Below are 19,898 nucleotides of genomic sequence, written 5' to 3'. Positions count from 1 at the left end.
CTCCTATTAAGAATATATTACTATTATTATACACCACGTACTGAATTCTCATTTTTATCAAATTAATTGGTACATGAAATTATATTATCGCGAAATCGAATATATCGACTTAACAACAAATTCCTACCAAAAAAACAGGAGCTTTCTAGCCCCTGTCTTCTAATACTTTCAATACAGTTTGTTTCAATATTTCTACTCCATCCATTATACAGCTATGATCAAACTTCATATACGGATGGTGTAATCCAGGTTGTAAGTTCGCCCCTAGTCCAAGCATGACAGCTTTTAAATGGGGTCTTTTCACTGTATAGTAATGGAAATCATCGCTTCCTGTCGTATACAGTGGTCCAGTACATCCCTCTTCCCCGTACACTTCAAGAATGCCTTTCCGCATGAAACGCTCAGCTTCTTCTGACACTTCAGCTCCTGGTGCGAGATCAATCCACTCATAAGAAAGTTTAGATCCCATTGATTCAGCTGACTGAATTACTTGCTCTATTTTTCGCTTCAATTCATCTAGTAATATGTTATTTTCTGCTCTTACATCTAAACTAAAGTGCCCGTTACCTGGAATAATATTTAGATTATCACCACCAGCTTGGCATCTCGTCATCTTAACAGAATAAGACGTCTGCGGCGGTAACCATATATTTTTCAATCCAATATTGATCATCGAAATGACATCAATTGCATTTATACCTTGATGTGGGCGTGCCCCGTGTGCATCATCTCCATGAATCATCCCTTCTAAAAATGCTGCAGCTCCGTGACGAATAGATGGGGCTGCTTGTTTCAAAGGCAGTTCTTCAATCGGCCTTAAATGAACACCAAATAAGAAATCAGCATCATCCACGGCGCCCTTCTCTACCATCTTTAAGGAACCATTTCCTTTTTCCTCTGCCGGCTGAAAAATAAATCTAACAGTACCACTATCCCATCTCATATTTTTCAATTGTAAAATAAGGCCCATTACAATTGTCATATGAGCATCGTGGCCGCACGAGTGATTCGCTTTAAATTCTCCGTCTACTTCTTGCCATAGTGCATCCATATCAGCACGAATCGCGATAACTGGATTCCCTCTTCCGATTTCAGCAATCACGCCAGGGCAATCATCAAATATTTTATATGAAATTCCTTCTTCTTTTAGAAAGTTAGTAATATAAGCTGTCGTTTCATATTCCTTCCAGCTTACTTCAGGGTTTTCATGTAAATGCTGAAAAATTTCAGTTAAACGCTCTTGTAGTTCTAATGTTTTCAAAGCTTCATTCTCCTTCCCCTAATTACAAACCATTCAGATTAATTATACTTATGAAAAACAGATGTTTTTATGAACATATTGAATTTTAAGAAAAAAGTCAATTGTTTATTTTTCAATACCGTTAATACCCGATTTCAACTCATCTTATAAAGATATCCATACAAATAGAAGATTCGATATTTTCTGTTTTTATATTGACGCTTACATCTATTTTTAGTTATTATAACTTAATAACGTCTATTTTGCGACAATTCTAAAAATACAAACATACATAATGAGGAGGCAGTTTATGAAAAGAGAAATACCTTTTGGCATAGCAATAATCCCTATTATCATTACAGTTGCAGTTATGATGGTTACAATTGTTGTATTAGAACAAAGCCCTCACGTCCCACTTATTATCGGTACAACCGTTGCTTCGATCGTCGCTTGGCGATACGGTTACAAATGGAATGACATTGAAGAATCGATGTATAAAGGAATTCGCCTTGCATTACCCGCTATCGTTATCATTATTCTTGTAGGTTTAACGATCGGTGCTTGGATTGGCGGCGGAATCGTCGCTACTATGATTTATTACGGCTTAAAACTTTTAACTCCATCACTATTTTTAGTTTCAATTACAATTATTTGTTCTATCGTTGCATTAGCAATCGGTAGCTCTTGGTCTACAATGGGAACAATCGGTGTTGCTGGAATGGGAATTGGCCTAAGTATGGGAATCCCAGCTCCAATGGTTGCTGGCGCTATAATTTCCGGTTCTTATTTTGGCGATAAAATGTCACCGCTTTCAGACACGACAAACTTAGCAGCGGGATTAACAAATACAGATTTATTCACACATATTCGTCATATGTTATTTACTACAATTCCAGGTTTAATTATTACTCTTATCGTCTATGCTTTCTTAGGAAGAAGCTTCGGCGATAACAATATCGATGCAAAAAGCATCGATCAAACGTTACAAGTATTGCAACAAAACTTTGTTATTTCGCCTTTCCTATTAATTATACCCGTAGTCGTTATGGTATTGGTCGCTAAAAAAGTCCCTGCCATACCAGCTATTCTCGTAGGTGTTATTTTAGGATTCTTATCACAAGTCTTTATTCAAGGTGGCTCTGTCTCATCAGCTGTCGGTGCACTCCAAAGTGGATTTGTCATAGACACTGGAAACAAGCTAGTAGATGAACTATTTAACCGTGGTGGCTTAAGCTCTATGATGAATACAGTTTCTATGACAATTGTCGCTATGACTTTCGGCGGAGTACTAGAACATACTGGCATTCTTCGCTCAATTGTAAATCAAATTTTAAAATTAGCGACATCATCAAAAGGACTTATCGCTTCTACCATCGCATCTTGCTTTGCAACGAATCTTACTTGCTCTGAACAATATATTTCGATTGTTGTTCCTTCAAGAATGTATGCAAATGCGTACACAGAAAAAGGACTACATTCTAAAAATTTATCCAGAGCATTAGAAGATGGTGGAACATTAACTTCTGTTTTCGTACCTTGGAATACATGTGGTGTATTTATACTCGCAACACTTGGAGTCGGTGCATTCGAATATGCTCCTTATGCTATATTGAATTTCATCGTACCTATTATCTCAATCATTTATGGTATAACTGGCTTCACAATTACGAAGCTATCTGATATTGAAAAAGCAGACCTACTAAAAAAACAAAAAGCACAACTAGAAGCTTAAAATTTTTGAAACGAATACAACGGTAAATTTAGCTCATATATTGCACGAGGGCGCCCTTGTTGATAGGGCATTTCCTCGCCGCAAATATTGGCATATCTGTAATCAACTAATTTCTTTAACAGCCTTTCCGTCGATCGCCGAGTCACTTGTAAGTACTCAGAAAGATCCGCCGCTGTAAATTTCAATGATGGATGCGATTGACTAAATTGAATGATTTTTGACAAGTTTGCAGGACTAAGCTTCGTTTCCTTCGCTATTTTCATTAATTCAGGATTATCGTTTTTTAAACTTTGTACTCTCTGTTCTTTCGGGAACGGACCAAATAATTCTTTATCACTTGTTAGTATATAAAAGCAGCTTTCTATCGGATTATTCTTTGCGAAACCTCGAGCAATTTTTGCATTTTGTTCCGCTTCATTTACTGTTTTTCCGTAACCAAATCCAATAGATACTGCGCCTTCTATATTCATAAATAAACGATCTATCGTATTTGTTTTTATACTCAATTCAATATCACCACGAGTTGTATACAAAATAAAAGTCATTTCATCAACTTGTTTAAATGAACCACGTAATTCTTTTGAAATTACATTTAATTGTTCAAGCGAGCTTTCTTGTAACTCTATAAAGGATATAATACAAGCACCAACAGTAGCTGAATGGCTTTTTGCTAACTCAGCTTTTATTTTTGCATCTTTTAACCCATGTATAATTGATTGCGTTGGATCTATCATACGCTCTGAAGGAATCCCTATTTTTTGAAGTTCATCGTAGACAGCGTGAATACTAGTTAAAGCTAAATCAACCTCTCCAGATTGATATTTAGCTAAATGAAAATCAATGATTCTCTTAATTTCATCATTACTCCATAACATATTTTCATAATCCATCACTTGCGGCGTTTCTTTCAGACCGATGTCATGGAACACATTTGTAATAAACGAACGATCTACTAAATCAATTGAAATTTTATGAGGTTGAATACTTTGATGGTATATTATAGAAAGGAGTGAAGATGCGACAGTTGTCTCGTCTTGCTGCAAATATACACTTGGAATTGGTAATTGTTCTCTTATTTCTTTTGCCATATAATAAGGTAGGGCACCCGAGAAAAAGATAGCATCACAAGGTTTTAAACGCTTTAATAGTTCAGAAGATTCTGCCGGATGAAGGTAAATATATGGATCAATCTCTATTTCTTCTAGTTTATGAGCAATAGGTAAAAGATTCTCCATAAACTCTTTTGAACCGACAACTGCAATTTTTATCATCATTTTCTCTAACTCCTTATCATTAATTAACGACTATTTAACGTCAACTATATCAAATGTACAAAACCATTGTAAACAGGAAGGGGTCTTTATTCAATGAAAATTACAGCTATTCATCTTTACGCAATTCGTTTACCACTTCGCGATCCGTTTGTTATTAGTTATGGTTCTTATTCTGATATGCCTTCTATTATCGTCAAAATGGAAACAGATGAAGGCATTATCGGTTACGGTGAAGGCGTTGCTGATGATCACGTTACAGGTGAATCATGGGAAAGTACTTTCCATGTTTTAAAACATACACTAGCTCCTGCTCTAATTGGGAAAAATCCAATGAATATCGAAAAAATACACGATATGATGGACAATACAATTTACGGTATTCCTACTGCGAAAGCTGCGATTGATATCGCTTGTTTTGATATACTGGGTAAAAAACTAAATCAACCTGTATATCAATTAATTGGAGGACGCTACCATGAAGACTTTCCTGTCACTCACGTCTTAAGTATCGCCGATCCAGAAGACATGGCTGAAGAAGCTGCTTCCATGATTCAAAAAGGTTACCAATCTTTCAAAATGAAAGTCGGTACGAATGTAAAAGAAGATGTAAAAAGAATTGAAGCGGTACGTGAACGTGTAGGAAATGATATTGCGATTCGCGTTGATGTAAACCAAGGATGGAAAAATAGCGCCAACACATTAACGGCACTTCGTTCATTAGGTCATTTAAACATCGATTGGATTGAGCAACCTGTTGTCGCAGACGATATTGACGCAATGGCTCACATTCGTTCGAAAACAGATCTTCCGCTTATGATTGATGAAGGACTAAAAGGCTCTCGTGAAATGCGCCAAATTATTAAATTAGACGCAGCTGATAAAGTGAATATAAAACTAATGAAATGCGGCGGCATATATCCAGCTGTAAAACTCGCTCATCAAGCTGAAATGGCAGGCATTGAATGCCAAGTTGGATCCATGGTCGAATCATCTGTTGCCTCTTCCGCAGGATTCCATGTCGCTTTCTCAAAAAAAATCATTACTAGCGTCGAGCTAACGGGACCATTAAAATTCACGAAAGACATCGGAAACTTACATTACGACGTACCATTTATTCGCTTAAACGAAAAGCCGGGACTCGGCATTGAAATAAACGAAAATACATTACAAGAATTAACCGTCTTTCAAGACGTTGTACGCTAAAGGAGGACTAACACATGACGACTCTTTACGAAGGAAAATTAAAACAAAACAACGATCCATTTCACGTTACATTACTATCTTTAGAACATATGGAACAAATTTTATCATTACAAAACGTTGTAGTTGAAGCGCTAGAAGATAAAGGTCGTTTACAACCACTCTCGCTAGAAGAATTTCAATACATTCTAGAAGGAAATGGCATGATGATCGGTGCGTTTATACAAAACGAGCTCATCGCATTTCGTGCCCTACTAGTCCCTCCTATCGACGATGAACATTTAGGGCTTGATATTGGTCTACCAGAAAGTCAGCTACACCGCGTCATCTATCAAGAAATCTCAAACGTTCATCCAAACTGCCGAGGAAATGGCATGCAAAAAATATTAGCCACATTCATCATGGATGAATTACAAAAAGAAGACAGCCAGTACGACTATGTTTGCTGCACCGTTGCACCTTTTAACATTCCTAGTTTAAAGGATAAATTCGCGCAAGGTATGGAAATTGCTGTATTGAAGGAGAAATATGGCGGTAGTATGCGGTATGTTTTTGTGAAGGAATTGCGTAAAGATATAGAAAGAGATTGGACCGATGTTAAAAGCGTTCCTATGAGTGATGCTAGTGGACAGCAGGCGTTGCTTTCAGAGGGGTATCGTGGATATGAGATGGAGCATTCTAATGGAGTTTATATCATAAATTTCAGAAAATAACATGATATATTTAAACCTAGTGCTCCATTTGTGTTTGGGAGTAAAATCCTCCCAAACACTACTTTTTTTATTAGGAAATTAGCAAACAAAAAATTTCCTTCCTATCTACTCAAAAGTATTTATAAAATTACAACATAGCTGCTTTGAAATACCAATCTTTTAAATAATCTTCAATTCTATTACTTTTAATGGCTTCTTTAATTTGCCATCCCTCTATTGGAACAATTACTATATCTCCTTGTGATCCCCTTAAACTCTCTAAAGTAAATGTTTTAGCAAATCCCTTCCAAGCAATAAAAAAACCCAATTTAGCTCTTTTTCTCCTATTCTCTATTTTACTTTTAAATATAATAAGTTCATTTTTACCTATCTTTTTATCCCAATTCTTGCACTCACATATGAAGATTTGTGACTCTTTACGCCAAATTTCACTCTTTGATTCATTAGTAATATATATATCAATTTCTTCAGTTTGAGTTTTTTCGTTTGCAACAGCCTTAAAACCTTCTACTTGCTCAAAAAATTTCTTTATTAGACACTCTAAGGCTCTTCCTTTTTTTTGAGAATTACCCTCATTTTCAACAATTCGAATTAAATTTTCAAAACTATTCTGATCGCTTATTAATATATCGTTTTTCAGATTTACTATATTCTGCTTATTATTAATCTGCTTATTAAAATACCCAATATCTAAATTTTCCTTTTCAACTTTTTTCTGATATCTTGAACTTCGTTGTTCATACTCTATTAAATCCATATCATATCTGCATTCATTTCGAGCTAACACTTGTCCAATTCGATTAGCAATTGACTTTATAATTGATACTATAGACACATTACTAACTAATTGATATATTTTTTCTTTAGATATACTCTCTAGTTTCAGTTCCAATAGACCATGAAAATCAAGGTACTCTTCAATAGTTAGATTCCTAATCCCATAGTTATCTCTAACAAAATAATTCCTCCATCTATTACTGAGTGTTGGACATATATCACTATGCCGAAATTTAATTTCTCTTGTTCCTGGGACCATTTGCACAGAATAAATCAAATGCTGATTCTTAATATTTTCCTTAAGAACAGGATAAAGGTGCTTCTTTTCACTATAATAATAACAATCTTCTTTTCTATCAAAAACATTTATAATTTCATGCACCCCCTTCTTTAAAGGTTGAGGTTCTGGAAAAGAAAACACTTCAAAATTTCTTTCATCTCTAAATCCAACTATATATACTCTCTCCTTATTATGAGGCTCCCCCCCATACTCTTTAACATTTAATACCTTATAAGCCACCTGATACCCTAGTTCATTAAGAACTTTTATAAACTGATTAAATGTTTCACCATTATTTACTCTTAAATTCCACTTTATACCTTCTAACAGAATAGCCTTAGGCTGCTTTTCTGCAATAATCTCCACAACTTTCTTCATTAAATTATTATCCGCAAATGATTTAGTGTGAAGGAGAAAACTTGAAGTTAAAACATCAAAATTAGGAATATTTTTTAATTCTATTTCATTTATATCATCTTCAACAATTTCTACTGCAACATTATTATGTCGAAAAATTTCACAAGCATCATGCCTTATGTCATTTGCCCAGATAACTTGAAATCCTTCTTCTATAAAGGCTTTAGTCATTCCACCTATCCCAGCAAATAATTCAATCACCCTATACTTCATATTCATTCTCCTCCTGCAAATATTATGTTTCCCTAATCCTATATATATCCTATAAATTCGTTCATTAGTTATCTCATACAGTAGTACAATTATTAAACCGTTACTATTCAATTATTCATATAACTTCTTCTAGTAACTTTACTTATTACATACCAAACTTAAAGGATCTTTCTATACAAGCATTTCCCTAAATTATTAACAACTGAATTAAATACTTTGTTTAGCTAAAAGAAAAATAGTTAACGTAAATAAGTATTAATATAAAAAATCTAGAGTTATACTATCAACCCTAGATTTTTTGTTTTATTGATTTTTCATCATGACTTTCTACCACTGTCCTTCTTTTAACCAAACTTCCTAATTATTTTATTTCTTGTTATTTAGTTAAATTTTCTTCTTTATCCCTTTTATCATAATATTTAGTCGCTAATTTTGTTAATATCACAAAAGATATGGTTAATAGAAGATATACATCTTTTAGGTTCTTCGTGACAAGATTATAGTTATCGCTTAAGCAATAACTTAAAACAATTAAAACAAGAATTGTTGTGCCTGCATAAGCAAAGAATTCTCCAACACTAAAGTCTCTGCCTCTTTTGCCTCGGATAAACAAATCGAACAGACCCGTCAAGGTTAGCCCTACCGTAACGATGTTTGTTGTTTCTTTAAAAACAGGTTTATCAGTAATAAAATTATCTATACCACCCATTGTAAGAAAGATACTTCCCATAAAAAACATAGCTAAAACAAGTGTCCAAATCCTAGTTTTCCAATCCTTTTCTGCTGTCCAATCAACTATAAATTTGTCTATAAATATCTTTGCGATGCCATCAATCACATTACCAATTAAAGCAATACAGATTATGCCAAAAATCATACCGAAAATTATGCAAAATAACAAAGTCAAGCTTACAATTTGAATAAATGGTTCTTGCATTTCCATATCCTCCAATATTCCCTCTACATTTAGCAGAATTATATATAAATTTTACTAAACTTTTGTTGAGTTGAGAAAAAAATATTAATTCCCTAAAATATTTTTCATTCGTAAAACCTATTCTCTATTAATAGAATACGGATATAAAGCATTAAGTTATTTAGAATAAGCTCAAAATACATCTCATTCCTAAACCGTCATCTTCCAACTAGATAACGCTAACCAGTTCTCCATTTCCTTATAATCAGGCATTATCTTCCCGACAAGTCGCCAAAAAGATCGATCATGATTTAAATGGACCATATGACACATTTCATGAACAACTACATAGTCAATTACCCGCTGTGGTGCCATTGCTAGTTTCCAATTGAATGTTAGTTGTAGATTTGAATCACAAGTTCCCCACGTACGACTACTATCTGTAATACGAATAGAACGCGGTTTTGTTTTAAAGTTGCTTTGATGCGCTTTAATACTCTTTTCCACTACCGCCTTACACTGCTTATAATAAAATCGCTTCAAAGCTTGCTGGATTTTCTCATCCTTAAGCTCTTTCACATAAATATGTAGCTTATCCCCTTCAAACACTGCATTGTCTTGCGTAATACTTACATCTTGAGAAACCTGTATCGGATATGTGTTTCCTAAATACAGAAAACCCTCTCCTTGATCATAATCTTTTTCCTGTGGTCCAAGCGCTCGCTCCTGCATTTCCTTACGTGTTGCCTGAATCCAATCCCATTTCTCCTCTAACAATTGGACTAAGTATTCAACAGGTGTACCTTTCGGGGCTTGCACCTCAACATTTCCGTAAGAATCTACAAAAAGACGTACTGATTTTTTCTTCTTATAAGTTATATGAAAATTAATTGTCTCACCTAAATATGTATGTACCATTTCATCACCTAACGTATTCGTTCATAATTATTTTTACAAATAAAAAAGAGCAGGCTACTAACGTCCTACTCTACCTATTATATCATTTACTGTTTTATCATAAATGTTACAATGCTTATTTCTTATCCTCTATAGCTTACAGCTAATCCCTTTAAGAAATTCCTTGCGTATCTATCACCGCACTCTTTGTAATTCTTATGGCCTTCTTTTCTTAATAGAGCGCTTAATTCTCCTTTTGTTACAATGACTCCTACGTCTTCTAATATATCAAGCATATCTTCACTTGTTAATGATAGTGCTATCTTCAATTTTTTTAGAACGAGATTATTAACACTTCCATTACTCTTTAAAGACATCGCTTGTCTATCCGATTGCCCTGGTTTTGGATCTTGTTTTCCTCTTTTAAAAGTAATAAAACCATTCAAAAATGACTCTAACATAACATTATTGCATTTTATTTCGTAATCATATTCAACTACATCAATATCATCAACTTCATCATAGTAACTGTTTTTTAATTTTGTCAGTATCTTTCGCACTTCTTCTTTTGTTACTTCAACGCCACCAAGTTTAAATATCTCCACCATATCTGTATCTTTTATATCCAGAGCATATCTTACTCGAATTAATATATCATTATTACTTATAGCCATTGTTTGTCCTCCTGAAATGTTGATTATAGTAATGCTTTTAGCATGTGTAAATTAATGTCGTTAAGTTACTACTTTAACATTTTAGAGGGAGGTTTTGTAGTCTTCGGTGGATTAATGCTTGTTGGGGTGATTCTAAAACAGCAACATATATTGTCTAGGTACTTAAAATTATCCATTTTAACCCAATTAAATTATAATGATACTAGATTTAATATGGGATGGGGATTTACTATTAATTAACACACTTGAAAATGGACTAACCTGATATAGGTTAGTCCATTTCTTTTTATGCAACTCTAATTTAGTGGGCAACTCAAACATGAATGTTACGCAAAATTCAGGTGAAATATATTGATTGTGTTTACTTAGGTTTTCCTTTTTATTTGTGGTACAGTTCACCATAACTAATCTAAATGAGGTTATTATTCATTATTTTCATAATTAAATTTAACAAAAAAGGTAGTGCCTTCCGATCCTGTTTGAATTTCTATTTTTGCATTATGACGGGCAGCAATGGCATAACATATGCCTAACCCCAATCCAGTTCCATTATCTTTGGTCGTGTAAAATGGAGTACCCAGTTTCTCAAATACTTCAGGCCTGATACCTTTTCCTTGATCCCGCACTGCAAGCACCACACAATTTTGACCTTCCTTGTAGGTGCTAATGGTTAGAACTTTCCCTGTGCTCATCGCTTCTAAGCCATTACGGTATAGGTTTATTAATAATTGCCGTATCTCATTACGATTTAAAAGTAATTCCGGAATGTCATTTGTATCGACTTGAATATATTTATTTTGATTATACGTATCAATCTTTATTAAAGGAATAATATCGTGGATAATTGAATTTAAATCTAACATCTGCAAATCCAATTTCTTTGTATTACCCATTGAGAGAAATTCAGTAATAATAGAATTGGCACGGTCAAGTTCTTCAATCATTAAATTAAAGTACTTATTATGTTTCTCATAGGTGTGCTCTTCTTTTAATAACTGCAAAAACCCTCGTACTGTTGTCATTGGATTTCTAATCTCATGGCTGATACCTGCTGCCATTTGCCCTATTAAATCTATGTTCGATAACCTTTTCAATTCCTGCTCATATTGCTTTTTTTCCGTTATGTTTTTAAAAATACAACAAATACCATCATCATACGGGTATGCAATAACTTCGTGCCAATATTCATCAGAGGTAGAAAAAAATTCAAAATAAACTGTAGTTCGCTCTGACATTGCACGATGAAGTTCCTTATACATAACTTCTTCAACGCTACTCGGGAAAATCTCCCATATATTCTTGCCTAATACATCTTTTGCTGTTTTTCTTTGTGGAAAATATTGATGCTTATTTACGTACGTGAATTCCCATGTATTATTCAAAGTAAAAAATCCATCCGTAATACTTTCAATCACACTTGTAACCTTTTCATTAGCAACAGCTAGTTCTCTCGTTCGCTCTTCCACCATGCTTTCAAGTCGATCCATATATAACAAGTTGGAAAACGTAGGTGCTGTGGCATCAACGATAGATTTTGCCAGTTGCATTTGGGAATTATCATAATTGTGAGCTTTTCCCTCTTTGCCAACGACGATTACCCCTAATACTTCTCCCATTGAAACCAATGGAATCATCAGTAGACCCTTACTATCTATATTTTTTGTTTGAATAACCTCTTGGATCTTGGCTTCATAGCTTTTCTCCACCCAATCCGCTTCTGTCCAATCACAGTCCTTGCTTAACTTCGTTGTTTTAATCGTTGTTTTGTCTAGCGGGTCTAAAAGGTGGGCAGCCATGTTTTTACTCTCTAAAATCTGTCCTAAGTAAAGAAAACATTTATCAAAACTCTCCTGTATCGAGGAACACATTGATAAATCACGGGTAACATTTAGTAACAGCTGCTTCTCGGAAATAAGGTTTTCCTTTTGTGTTAAATTATTTGCGTTTTGAATTGCGACCGCAGCCATATTCACATAAGCTTCAACACTTTGAATTTCTGAATTTGTTAAATTCATTGGAATTCCATAATCAAATAAAAAAACCAGACCAAATAACTCTTGCCCAAATGAGATAGGTAGAGCTAATAAGGACTTAATTTTGAACGCAGCAACTGGTCTCGGATCCGGCCGATGATCCTTTGATGTATCAGGAATATAAATGGTTTTTTTGGTTTCAATAACTTCTTTTGCCAGTAAGTCTATTTCAGGATCAATTACCTGAGTATCGAGCGTTACGCCATTTATTGTCTCTGGTTTTCCTGCAAACCCTCTAAATGTTCCATCTTCCTGGGGTAAATAGATTCCAACAGCGTCGCACTTAACAATCTCCTCTGATATCGCCATTGTTACACGCTGCAATACTTCACGTAGTTCTAATTTTGTATTTATTATTTTTGTTATATTCGCGAGCCTAGAATATCTCGCCTGATCACTTAACATTCACATAGCCTCCAATTATAGGCATAATAAAATAAACATGATACTATCATTGAAAATCAAGACCAACCTACCATTTTCACTTTTCTCCTGTATTCTTTTCTTACCCTTTTTTACATAGAATACCTCACTTACTTATGATACGGTTCACCTTAATTAAAATGAAACAGTGTAACTTTCAAAAGTTACACTGTTTCACTACCTTCTACCACATTAACACTCGCCTCAAACTTATCAAGCAATGCACGCACTTCATTCGTTGATTTCGTACTCATCAATTGATTTCTTAGTTCAGCAGCTCCTGGGAAGCCTTTTACATAAATTTTGAAGAAGCGGTGAAGCCCTGTGATGGAGCGTGGTAATACTTCTGCATATTGATCTTGAAGATCAAGTTGCAATCTTAGAAGATCAAGGTGTTCTTTACTGCTATGCTCTCTTGGCTCTTTTTCGAAAGCAAATGGATTTTTAAAGATACCTCGTCCGATCATAACACCATCAATGCCGTATTTTTCAGCAAGTTCCAGTCCAGTTTGACGGTCAGGAATGTCTCCGTTGATTGTTATTAGCGTATTTGGTGCAATGCGATCACGCAATTTTTTAATTTCCGGAATTAGTTCCCAGTGCGCATCGACTTGGCTCATTTCTTCTCTTGTACGTAAGTGAATAGAAAGGTTTGCGATATCTTGTTTGAAAATATGCGTTAACCAATCTTCCCATTCGCTTAACTCTTTAAAGCCCAGTCGTGTTTTTACGCTGACAGGTAGTCCGCCTGCTTTTGCTGCTTGAATAAGTTCTGCCGCAACGTCTGGACGTAGAATAAGACCACTACCTTTTCCTCTTGATGCTACGTTCGGTACAGGGCAACCCATGTTAATATCGATGCCTTTAAATCCTAACTCTGCCATACCAATACTCATTTGACGGAAATATTCAGGATTATCTCCCCAAATATGCGCCACGATCGGTTGTTCATCTTCTGTAAAAATTAAACGGCCACGTACACTTTTCATACCTTCTGGATGACAATAGCTATCCGAGTTTGTAAACTCTGTGAAGAATACATCTGGGCTACCAGCTTCACTTACTACGTGACGAAAAACAACGTCTGTCACATCTTCCATTGGTGCAAGTACGAAAAATGGTCGTGGTAAATCACGCCAAAAATTATCTATCATTTCAAATTCAAATCCTCTCAATATGAATACAATTGCAAACTATCGATAAAAAATATAAAGCCAAATGTTCCACTTCCTTTACACTTATATCATGCTTAATAACTCCCTATCAAATACAAGTACATTTGGACATTTATAATTTACGAAGATCGGCAATATTTATTTTAACTAAAATCACTTATTAATGGTATTTTTGTAAATCCAAAAGCAGGTGGTATAGATTTTTTCTATATCAACTGCTTTCCTACTATACTAACTTAAGCCAAGCCACACACTCTACGTGAGTGGAATTGATAGTACATACAGAAGTGGCATTAGTTCTAATTTGATACGTGGTGATATTTCACATCGAAAGGGCATCTATTGAATATTACAAATGCTATAAAATCCATTTTATGGTACAAAATTAATATCACACCATATAGGTGTTTACTATTTTTTTCTAAAGTTTAAAAAGAGTTACTACAAACACACAAGAGGATGCTCAATGTAACAGAAAACTCGAAGAAGACTATAATACATTTAAAGATTATGCGATTATCTGATTCTATTGGATAGCAAGTTACATTGTTCAAAAAATTGAGGGCCGAAGCCACCCAATTTTTTATTACTGTAAAAAGAGTTGTGAAACAATCTCCACATTCGTTGTATGTAATCGGCACATGCATGCTATTTGGGAGTTTTCCAATACCATTAATATCTATTCTTTTACCTCTCTCGCCCCTCGAGCAAATTCTTTAATTTGCCAACGACTTGCTCGTGTGTAAGGTTACTATAAAGTAGTTTAATATTTTTTACTAATTCTAGCTCTTCCGCATGTACATCGGAAACACTATTAAACCTTTGAATGAACTTTTCCTCCAATTTTTTCCGAAGAATAGGTTCTCCTATTTCATTTAGAATCAGCTTAATCCGCCTTTTCTCCGTCACATCTATTGAATAATCCACATTGCATTCATCAATAATCCCCTTAATTTTCCTTTGAGCAAACGCCCCATAGCAATCCTCGAGAAAGAACTCATTATTCATCACGCGTTGAATGTTTTGCGCGAATGCTTTTATGTTACCTTTCTTTCTTACCTTCCCATCCCCCACTTCCAAAGCGATGATTGAACTCCTATTCAGATCAGATAAAAGAAAAGGCGAATGTGTCGTTGCAATCAACTGAACATGAATCTCCAATTCAGAATACTTATAACTCTTGTCGGACAAATCTACGGTCAAGCGATTTATATAAGTCATTATATAGTCCAGCAGATTCCTAGACCACTCTAAGTGCATGGTCGCTTCGATTTCATCAACTAAGACGATATGGTTTTTTCTAATCATCTTATTCATCGCTCTGATGGGCTGTATTTCAATAGACGCTTTCAATTCGTAAATAATTTTGCTAAATAACTGCAGTATTTTTTTCTCACCCGTTGAAATTTTTATTCTTTCGACTTCGAATGGTAAAACTATCGAAAAGCTACTATCCGTATATCTTTCGCCTTGTAGTATATCACTTATATCCCAATCTTCATTATTATGATTTTGTTGGAAGTTATACCAGACGAACTCCTGAAGTTCCGAATAGTACCTAAAAACTTTTGCTATGTTTTCATCATATCCCGAACCTGGAATATGCAATTGAAATCCATCGATGTCCGGAATAATTTGGTTTTGCACTTCATAGAGCGCATCAAAGAAACTACTAACAATTTCTATATATTTTCTAATTAATCCAATTTCCGTTTTTTCAAACTCATAGCATTTAAATATAGAAATACATTTTTGAAACAACATTTGGTAATCTTTTTGATTTAGGTCAACCTTATCAACATACTCTTTCTTAAAATCGTTCAACTTTGGGAGAGTCCCTAAAGGAGACTCGTCTTTGCTTAGAAAAATTAAATAATCGATAAAAACCGATATGAATCGAGAAAAGAAATCATCCATACATTCTTTCGTAATCAATAACACACCACCTAATTTTGAATGTTCATCCTTCATTCTAGGTGAGACTATGGGTTTTTGAGCCGTTTTTTGAAGTTTATTGTGAGTCTTGAACATAATCTGAACGCTCGGACTTTGAATCATCCCCATCTTGTACATATCTAAATATACTTCGTACCAATCCGACCAAGAATATCGATCGCCCGATATCCTAGGAATGAAATAAATTTCATTCGAAGTCAAATAAGACAGATAACTACTCGAGTTCGTCATTACATCATCCCTAAGGTAAATAATTCGATCCCTTACCTTGTTATCATATGATTTATCGATATGGTAACCCACCTGATCGTCTTTACGAAAATAAAAACTACGAGCTAAGGCTTTACTTCCCTCTAATATACTATCGTATCCAGAAATATTTCCGATTTCGACGATTCCAACTCCTTCGAAATAATACGTATCATCATCCGCAAGGAAAATCATAAAATATTTGTCTATCAATTTCCCATCAACTACATTAGCTTGCTCCAACCGATCTTTCAGTGTTCTTCCAATTAATTCCAAAATTGTTGTTTTCCCTGAACCATTCTTCCCGACGATAGCAGTGATATCTGAGATTACGTCTCCGTAAAAACCATCGAGGTATAACTCGTTCCTCTCGAGAGTAAGAGTTTTATGGGTCTTGTCATAACAAACTTTATATTCGTTAGAAAAGTCAAAAGAAATATCCTGAAACAAATCCCCGAATGATTCGATATACATATAAAGCAATTTCATTTCGGTTACTCCTCCTCAATAAGTCCTAGTTCTTTACTAATATCAGTGATCATTTTAGACAAGGGGCGCCTTCCGTAACTCTCTGAACCGGTGTATGCTCCAGTAATCAATCTCTCAAAATCCTCCTTCGAACCAAATAAACCCTCAAATTTTCTGTACAACTGATTCTGATACACTTCCGTATAGATTTCTTTCTTCATTAGTAATTCTTGAACACTGTCTGTATGTATCTGATACAGATTTTCCAACTTCAGAATATTGAGATTAGCTTCTAACTTATTACTTGATCCTTGTTTAAGCCGTAACTTCAACTGCGTACTGTCTGACAAATACTTCGCCCCTGTGATTTCAAAGGTAAAAGTGACCATTTCATCCGTTTTGACAGTTTCGTCGTAAGGGGAATAAGAGAAGTCCCACTTGTCCTTAACATGATTGCAGCTTGAGCATACAGGGACTAGATTGTAAAATGACACTGCCAAAATCGGGAAGGCACTTTTATTAATAAAGTGATCGAAATGACAGGTGGTTCTATCTTCTAGGGAGTTGATGAAATTACGATTACAATAAGGGCATACAGTAACGCCTAGTGATTGAACGAACAAAAGGCGCTCGATGTTTCTTTTGTATACTGTATTAAGCAAGTATTTCTTCAACGATTCTTGCATTACAATGCCTTTGGTGGAAATATACTTCCGTATTGAAAGCAATGTTTCTAAATTAGCCGTTACAATTTTCTCAAAAGACTTCATTGGAGATTGTAAATTCGTCTCCGGGAACAATGTAGCCATATCTAGGTTACTATCACACCATGCATTCAATTCTTCGATCCTTTTTTTGTTGCACTTTGACGAAATCCGTTCATAATACTTACTCACTTCCTTCTGCTGAATACGTTTGTCTTTACTTATAAAATCAAGACGAATCAATCTCATTCACCACCTTGGTTAAAATTAAAATAGGTTCTAATAGAAGCTATTAAGTTACTCAATGTCATTAAAGCAGATATAAAAGCCATGATAAAAGATACAATGAAAGTTGAAAAAATTCATGGTATAGCTGAGAAACTAGCTCTCTCAAATCATCGCTATTAAAGGGACTAAAGCAAATTGACAGAAACATTAATAAGCTAAACAATCAGGTAGACATTTTACCTACACTACATGCCGACAGAGCTATGACAACATATATGTTTAAACATTAAAGTGAGCGCATCTCCACCCAACTTCAAGGGCTAGCAAACAGGAAAATATACTTACAATCCACCTTGAAGACAAGGAAGGATAACACCGAACAACTACAAACCTTTATAAAAGCTATAGAACACCTTTCAGTTCTGGACATCAAAGACGAAAGCATACTAAAGCAAGTTCTACAAAGACTCATTAATACAATAGAAGTATACGAGGGCGGAAAAATTAAAATACACTATAATCTTTCCCCTTACTTAGATACAGTTCGATTGACTGTATCTTTAAAAACAAGTTGTACTATCACCTCTACATGAGTCATATGCAGGAACATATCAACAGGTTGTATTTCCTGTATTTTATATCCACCTTTTTCTAGTATTTTTCATTCACGAGCTAATATTGCTAGGTTATATGATACGTATACGACGCGATTTGGCTTCATTTCTATAATCGCGTTTAGACTTCTTTACTTTTGCTGAATTTTGAGATAGGGGTCTTACTGCCCACAAATAGCGGAATAAACAAAAAAGCAGATGGTATAGATTTTCCTATATCAACTGCTTTCCTATTATACTAACTTAAGCCAAGCTACACACTCCACATGAGTTGTATGCGGGAACATATCAACAGGCTGTACTTCCTGCGTTTTATATCCGCCTTCTTCTAGTACTTTTAAGTCGCGTGCTAATGTTGCTGGGTTACATGATACGTATACGACGCGCTTTGGCTTCATGTCGATGATTGTGTTTAGTAGTGCTTCGTCACAGCCTTTACGCGGTGGGTCTACGACCATTGTGTCGGCGATTACGCCTTCTTTGTACCATTTTGGAATGACTACTTCTGCTTCTCCTACGCCAAATTCAGCGTTTGTCATGTTGTTTAGTGCTGCGTTTCGGTTTGCGTCTTCGATTGCTTCTGGGACGATTTCAACGCCGTACACTTTTTTCGCTTTTTGTGCTAGGAATAAGGAGATTGATCCAATTCCGCAATAGGCATCAATTACTGTTTCGTTACCATTTAATTTTGCGTATTCTAACGTTTTATCGTATAGCACTTTCGTTTGTTCTGGGTTTACTTGATAGAATGAACGTGCTGAAATCGCAAATTTAATGTCACCGATAAAGTCATAAATATATTCTGATCCGTACAGTACTGTCGTTTTGTCTCCGAAAATAACGTTTGTACGTTTCGTGTTTACGTTTTGAACGATTGATTTTACTTCTGGGAATTTCGCTGCGATTTCTTCAATGATTGCTTCTTTATTTGGCAATTCAGCTGTACGTGTAATGAAGACAAGCATAATTTCCCCTGTTACTTGTCCGTAGCGAGCCATTACGTGGCGAAGTGTTCCTTTGTTACGCTCTTCATTGTAAGCCGAAATACCGTGCTTTTCACAAATACGTTTTACTTCTTGAATTAATGTATCGTTTTCTTCCGCCTGAATTAAGCATGATTCCATATTAATGATGTCATGCGTTCCTTGACGATAGAAACCAGCTACAAGTCCACCTTCACGTTCTCCAATTGGCACTTGTGCTTTATTGCGGTATACCCACGGGTTTTTCATGCCATGTACAGGATGAACAGGAACATCACTTAATCCACCGATGCGCTGCATAACGTCACGTACTTGTTTTTCTTTCGCTTTTAATTGCCCTTCATATGTTAAGTGCTGAAGTTGACAACCTCCGCACTCGTTGTACACGGGGCATTCTGCATCTTTACGATATGGACTTTCTTGATGAAGCTTCATTAAACGACCAAACGCAAAGTTTTTCTTCACTTTAATAATTTTAATTTGCGCTTCCTCACCTGGTAATCCGTTTTTTACGAAAATAGGATATCCCTTCACTTTCGCAACACCGGCACCATCATGTGTTAAATCTTCAAACACTACATCTATAAACTCGTTTTTTTCAACTGGTGGCGTCATTTTTATACTCATTTTCCGACCTCTCTTTTTCATAACACTGCGTTACATTTTATCATACTTATATGGTCTATTTCTATTGGAAGAAAAAAAGCTATTGACGATAGTTCTCTAGTAATG

Annotated in this window: 14 protein-coding genes and 1 pseudogene; 3 read left to right on the top strand and 12 right to left on the bottom strand. The window is 35.1% G+C overall.

Translation table 11 applies throughout. The features are described 5' to 3' along the window. Nucleotides 1–145: 145 nt before the first annotated feature. The gene (locus QCI77_RS02005; RefSeq protein WP_002124929.1) at nucleotides 146–1,261 is read right to left on the bottom strand and encodes a M20 peptidase aminoacylase family protein; all 1,116 of its coding nucleotides are present in this window, start codon (nucleotides 1,259–1,261) and stop codon (nucleotides 146–148) included. A 289-nt stretch (nucleotides 1,262–1,550) separates the two neighbouring features. Here QCI77_RS02005 and nhaC point away from each other — a divergent pair, with 289 nt between their 5' ends. Beyond that, on the top strand, nucleotides 1,551–2,972 hold the full coding sequence (nhaC, locus tag QCI77_RS02000) for a Na+/H+ antiporter NhaC (protein WP_002010164.1): 1,422 nt from the start codon (nucleotides 1,551–1,553) through the stop codon (nucleotides 2,970–2,972). Here the strand turns inward: nhaC and QCI77_RS01995 are convergent. Beyond that, the gene (locus tag QCI77_RS01995) at nucleotides 2,969–4,246 is read right to left on the bottom strand and encodes a hypothetical protein (protein ID WP_016126495.1); all 1,278 of its coding nucleotides are present in this window, start codon (nucleotides 4,244–4,246) and stop codon (nucleotides 2,969–2,971) included. The genes nhaC and QCI77_RS01995 overlap by 4 nt on opposite strands. 93 nt (nucleotides 4,247–4,339) lie before the next feature. Here QCI77_RS01995 and QCI77_RS01990 point away from each other — a divergent pair, with 93 nt between their 5' ends. Both QCI77_RS01990 and QCI77_RS01985 read left to right on the top strand, forming a co-directional pair. Next, nucleotides 4,340–5,449 carry a mandelate racemase/muconate lactonizing enzyme family protein gene (locus tag QCI77_RS01990; protein WP_002191784.1) on the top strand — a complete coding sequence of 370 codons (1,110 nt, stop codon included), beginning with the start codon at nucleotides 4,340–4,342 and terminating at the stop codon, nucleotides 5,447–5,449. Nucleotides 5,450–5,463: 14 nt separating this feature from the next. Beyond that, nucleotides 5,464–6,159 (top strand): GNAT family N-acetyltransferase, encoded by a 696-nt coding sequence (locus QCI77_RS01985; RefSeq protein WP_353824449.1) that lies wholly within the window; start codon nucleotides 5,464–5,466, stop codon nucleotides 6,157–6,159. 127 nt (nucleotides 6,160–6,286) lie between these two features. On the opposite strand, the gene dcm is transcribed toward QCI77_RS01985, so the two are convergent. From dcm to rlmD, 10 genes and pseudogenes are all read right to left on the bottom strand, one after another. Continuing rightward, nucleotides 6,287–7,846, bottom strand: coding sequence for a DNA (cytosine-5-)-methyltransferase (gene dcm, locus QCI77_RS01980; RefSeq protein ID WP_353824448.1), 1,560 nt, complete (start codon nucleotides 7,844–7,846; stop codon nucleotides 6,287–6,289). A 376-nt stretch (nucleotides 7,847–8,222) separates the two neighbouring features. After that, entirely contained in the window at nucleotides 8,223–8,783 is a 561-nt protein-coding gene (locus QCI77_RS01975; RefSeq protein ID WP_353824447.1) for a hypothetical protein, read from the bottom strand. Nucleotides 8,784–8,972: 189 nt separating this feature from the next. Beyond that, entirely contained in the window at nucleotides 8,973–9,680 is a 708-nt protein-coding gene (locus QCI77_RS01970) for a M48 family metallopeptidase (RefSeq protein WP_353824446.1), read from the bottom strand. A gap of 122 nt (nucleotides 9,681–9,802) precedes the next feature. Continuing rightward, on the bottom strand, nucleotides 9,803–10,333 hold the full coding sequence (locus tag QCI77_RS01965; RefSeq protein ID WP_353824445.1) for a YehS family protein: 531 nt from the start codon (nucleotides 10,331–10,333) through the stop codon (nucleotides 9,803–9,805). 422 nt (nucleotides 10,334–10,755) lie between these two features. Continuing rightward, the gene (locus QCI77_RS01960; protein WP_353824444.1) at nucleotides 10,756–12,771 is read right to left on the bottom strand and encodes a GAF domain-containing sensor histidine kinase; all 2,016 of its coding nucleotides are present in this window, start codon (nucleotides 12,769–12,771) and stop codon (nucleotides 10,756–10,758) included. Nucleotides 12,772–12,953: 182 nt separating this feature from the next. Beyond that, the gene (locus QCI77_RS01955; protein ID WP_353824443.1) at nucleotides 12,954–13,943 is read right to left on the bottom strand and encodes a tRNA dihydrouridine synthase; all 990 of its coding nucleotides are present in this window, start codon (nucleotides 13,941–13,943) and stop codon (nucleotides 12,954–12,956) included. 708 nt (nucleotides 13,944–14,651) lie between these two features. Next, nucleotides 14,652–15,728 carry an AAA family ATPase gene (locus QCI77_RS30860; RefSeq protein ID WP_483298989.1) on the bottom strand — a complete coding sequence of 359 codons (1,077 nt, stop codon included), beginning with the start codon at nucleotides 15,726–15,728 and terminating at the stop codon, nucleotides 14,652–14,654. Nucleotides 15,729–16,433: 705 nt separating this feature from the next. Then, nucleotides 16,434–16,529: pseudogene (locus QCI77_RS30855) on the bottom strand (AAA family ATPase); the annotation flags it as partial. A gap of 134 nt (nucleotides 16,530–16,663) precedes the next feature. Beyond that, complete coding sequence (locus tag QCI77_RS01945; protein WP_353824441.1) at nucleotides 16,664–17,584, bottom strand: HNH endonuclease; 921 nt, start codon at nucleotides 17,582–17,584, stop codon at nucleotides 16,664–16,666. 832 nt (nucleotides 17,585–18,416) lie between these two features. Continuing rightward, complete coding sequence (gene rlmD, locus QCI77_RS01935; protein ID WP_353824440.1) at nucleotides 18,417–19,793, bottom strand: 23S rRNA (uracil(1939)-C(5))-methyltransferase RlmD; 1,377 nt, start codon at nucleotides 19,791–19,793, stop codon at nucleotides 18,417–18,419. Between the last annotated feature and the right edge of the window lie 105 nt (nucleotides 19,794–19,898).

It is taken from the genome of Bacillus cereus group sp. MG9 (assembly GCF_040459995.1).
In the GTDB taxonomy this organism is placed as follows: domain Bacteria; phylum Bacillota; class Bacilli; order Bacillales; family Bacillaceae_G; genus Bacillus_A; species Bacillus_A mycoides.
This window is presented reverse-complemented; position numbering and strand designations above follow the sequence as displayed.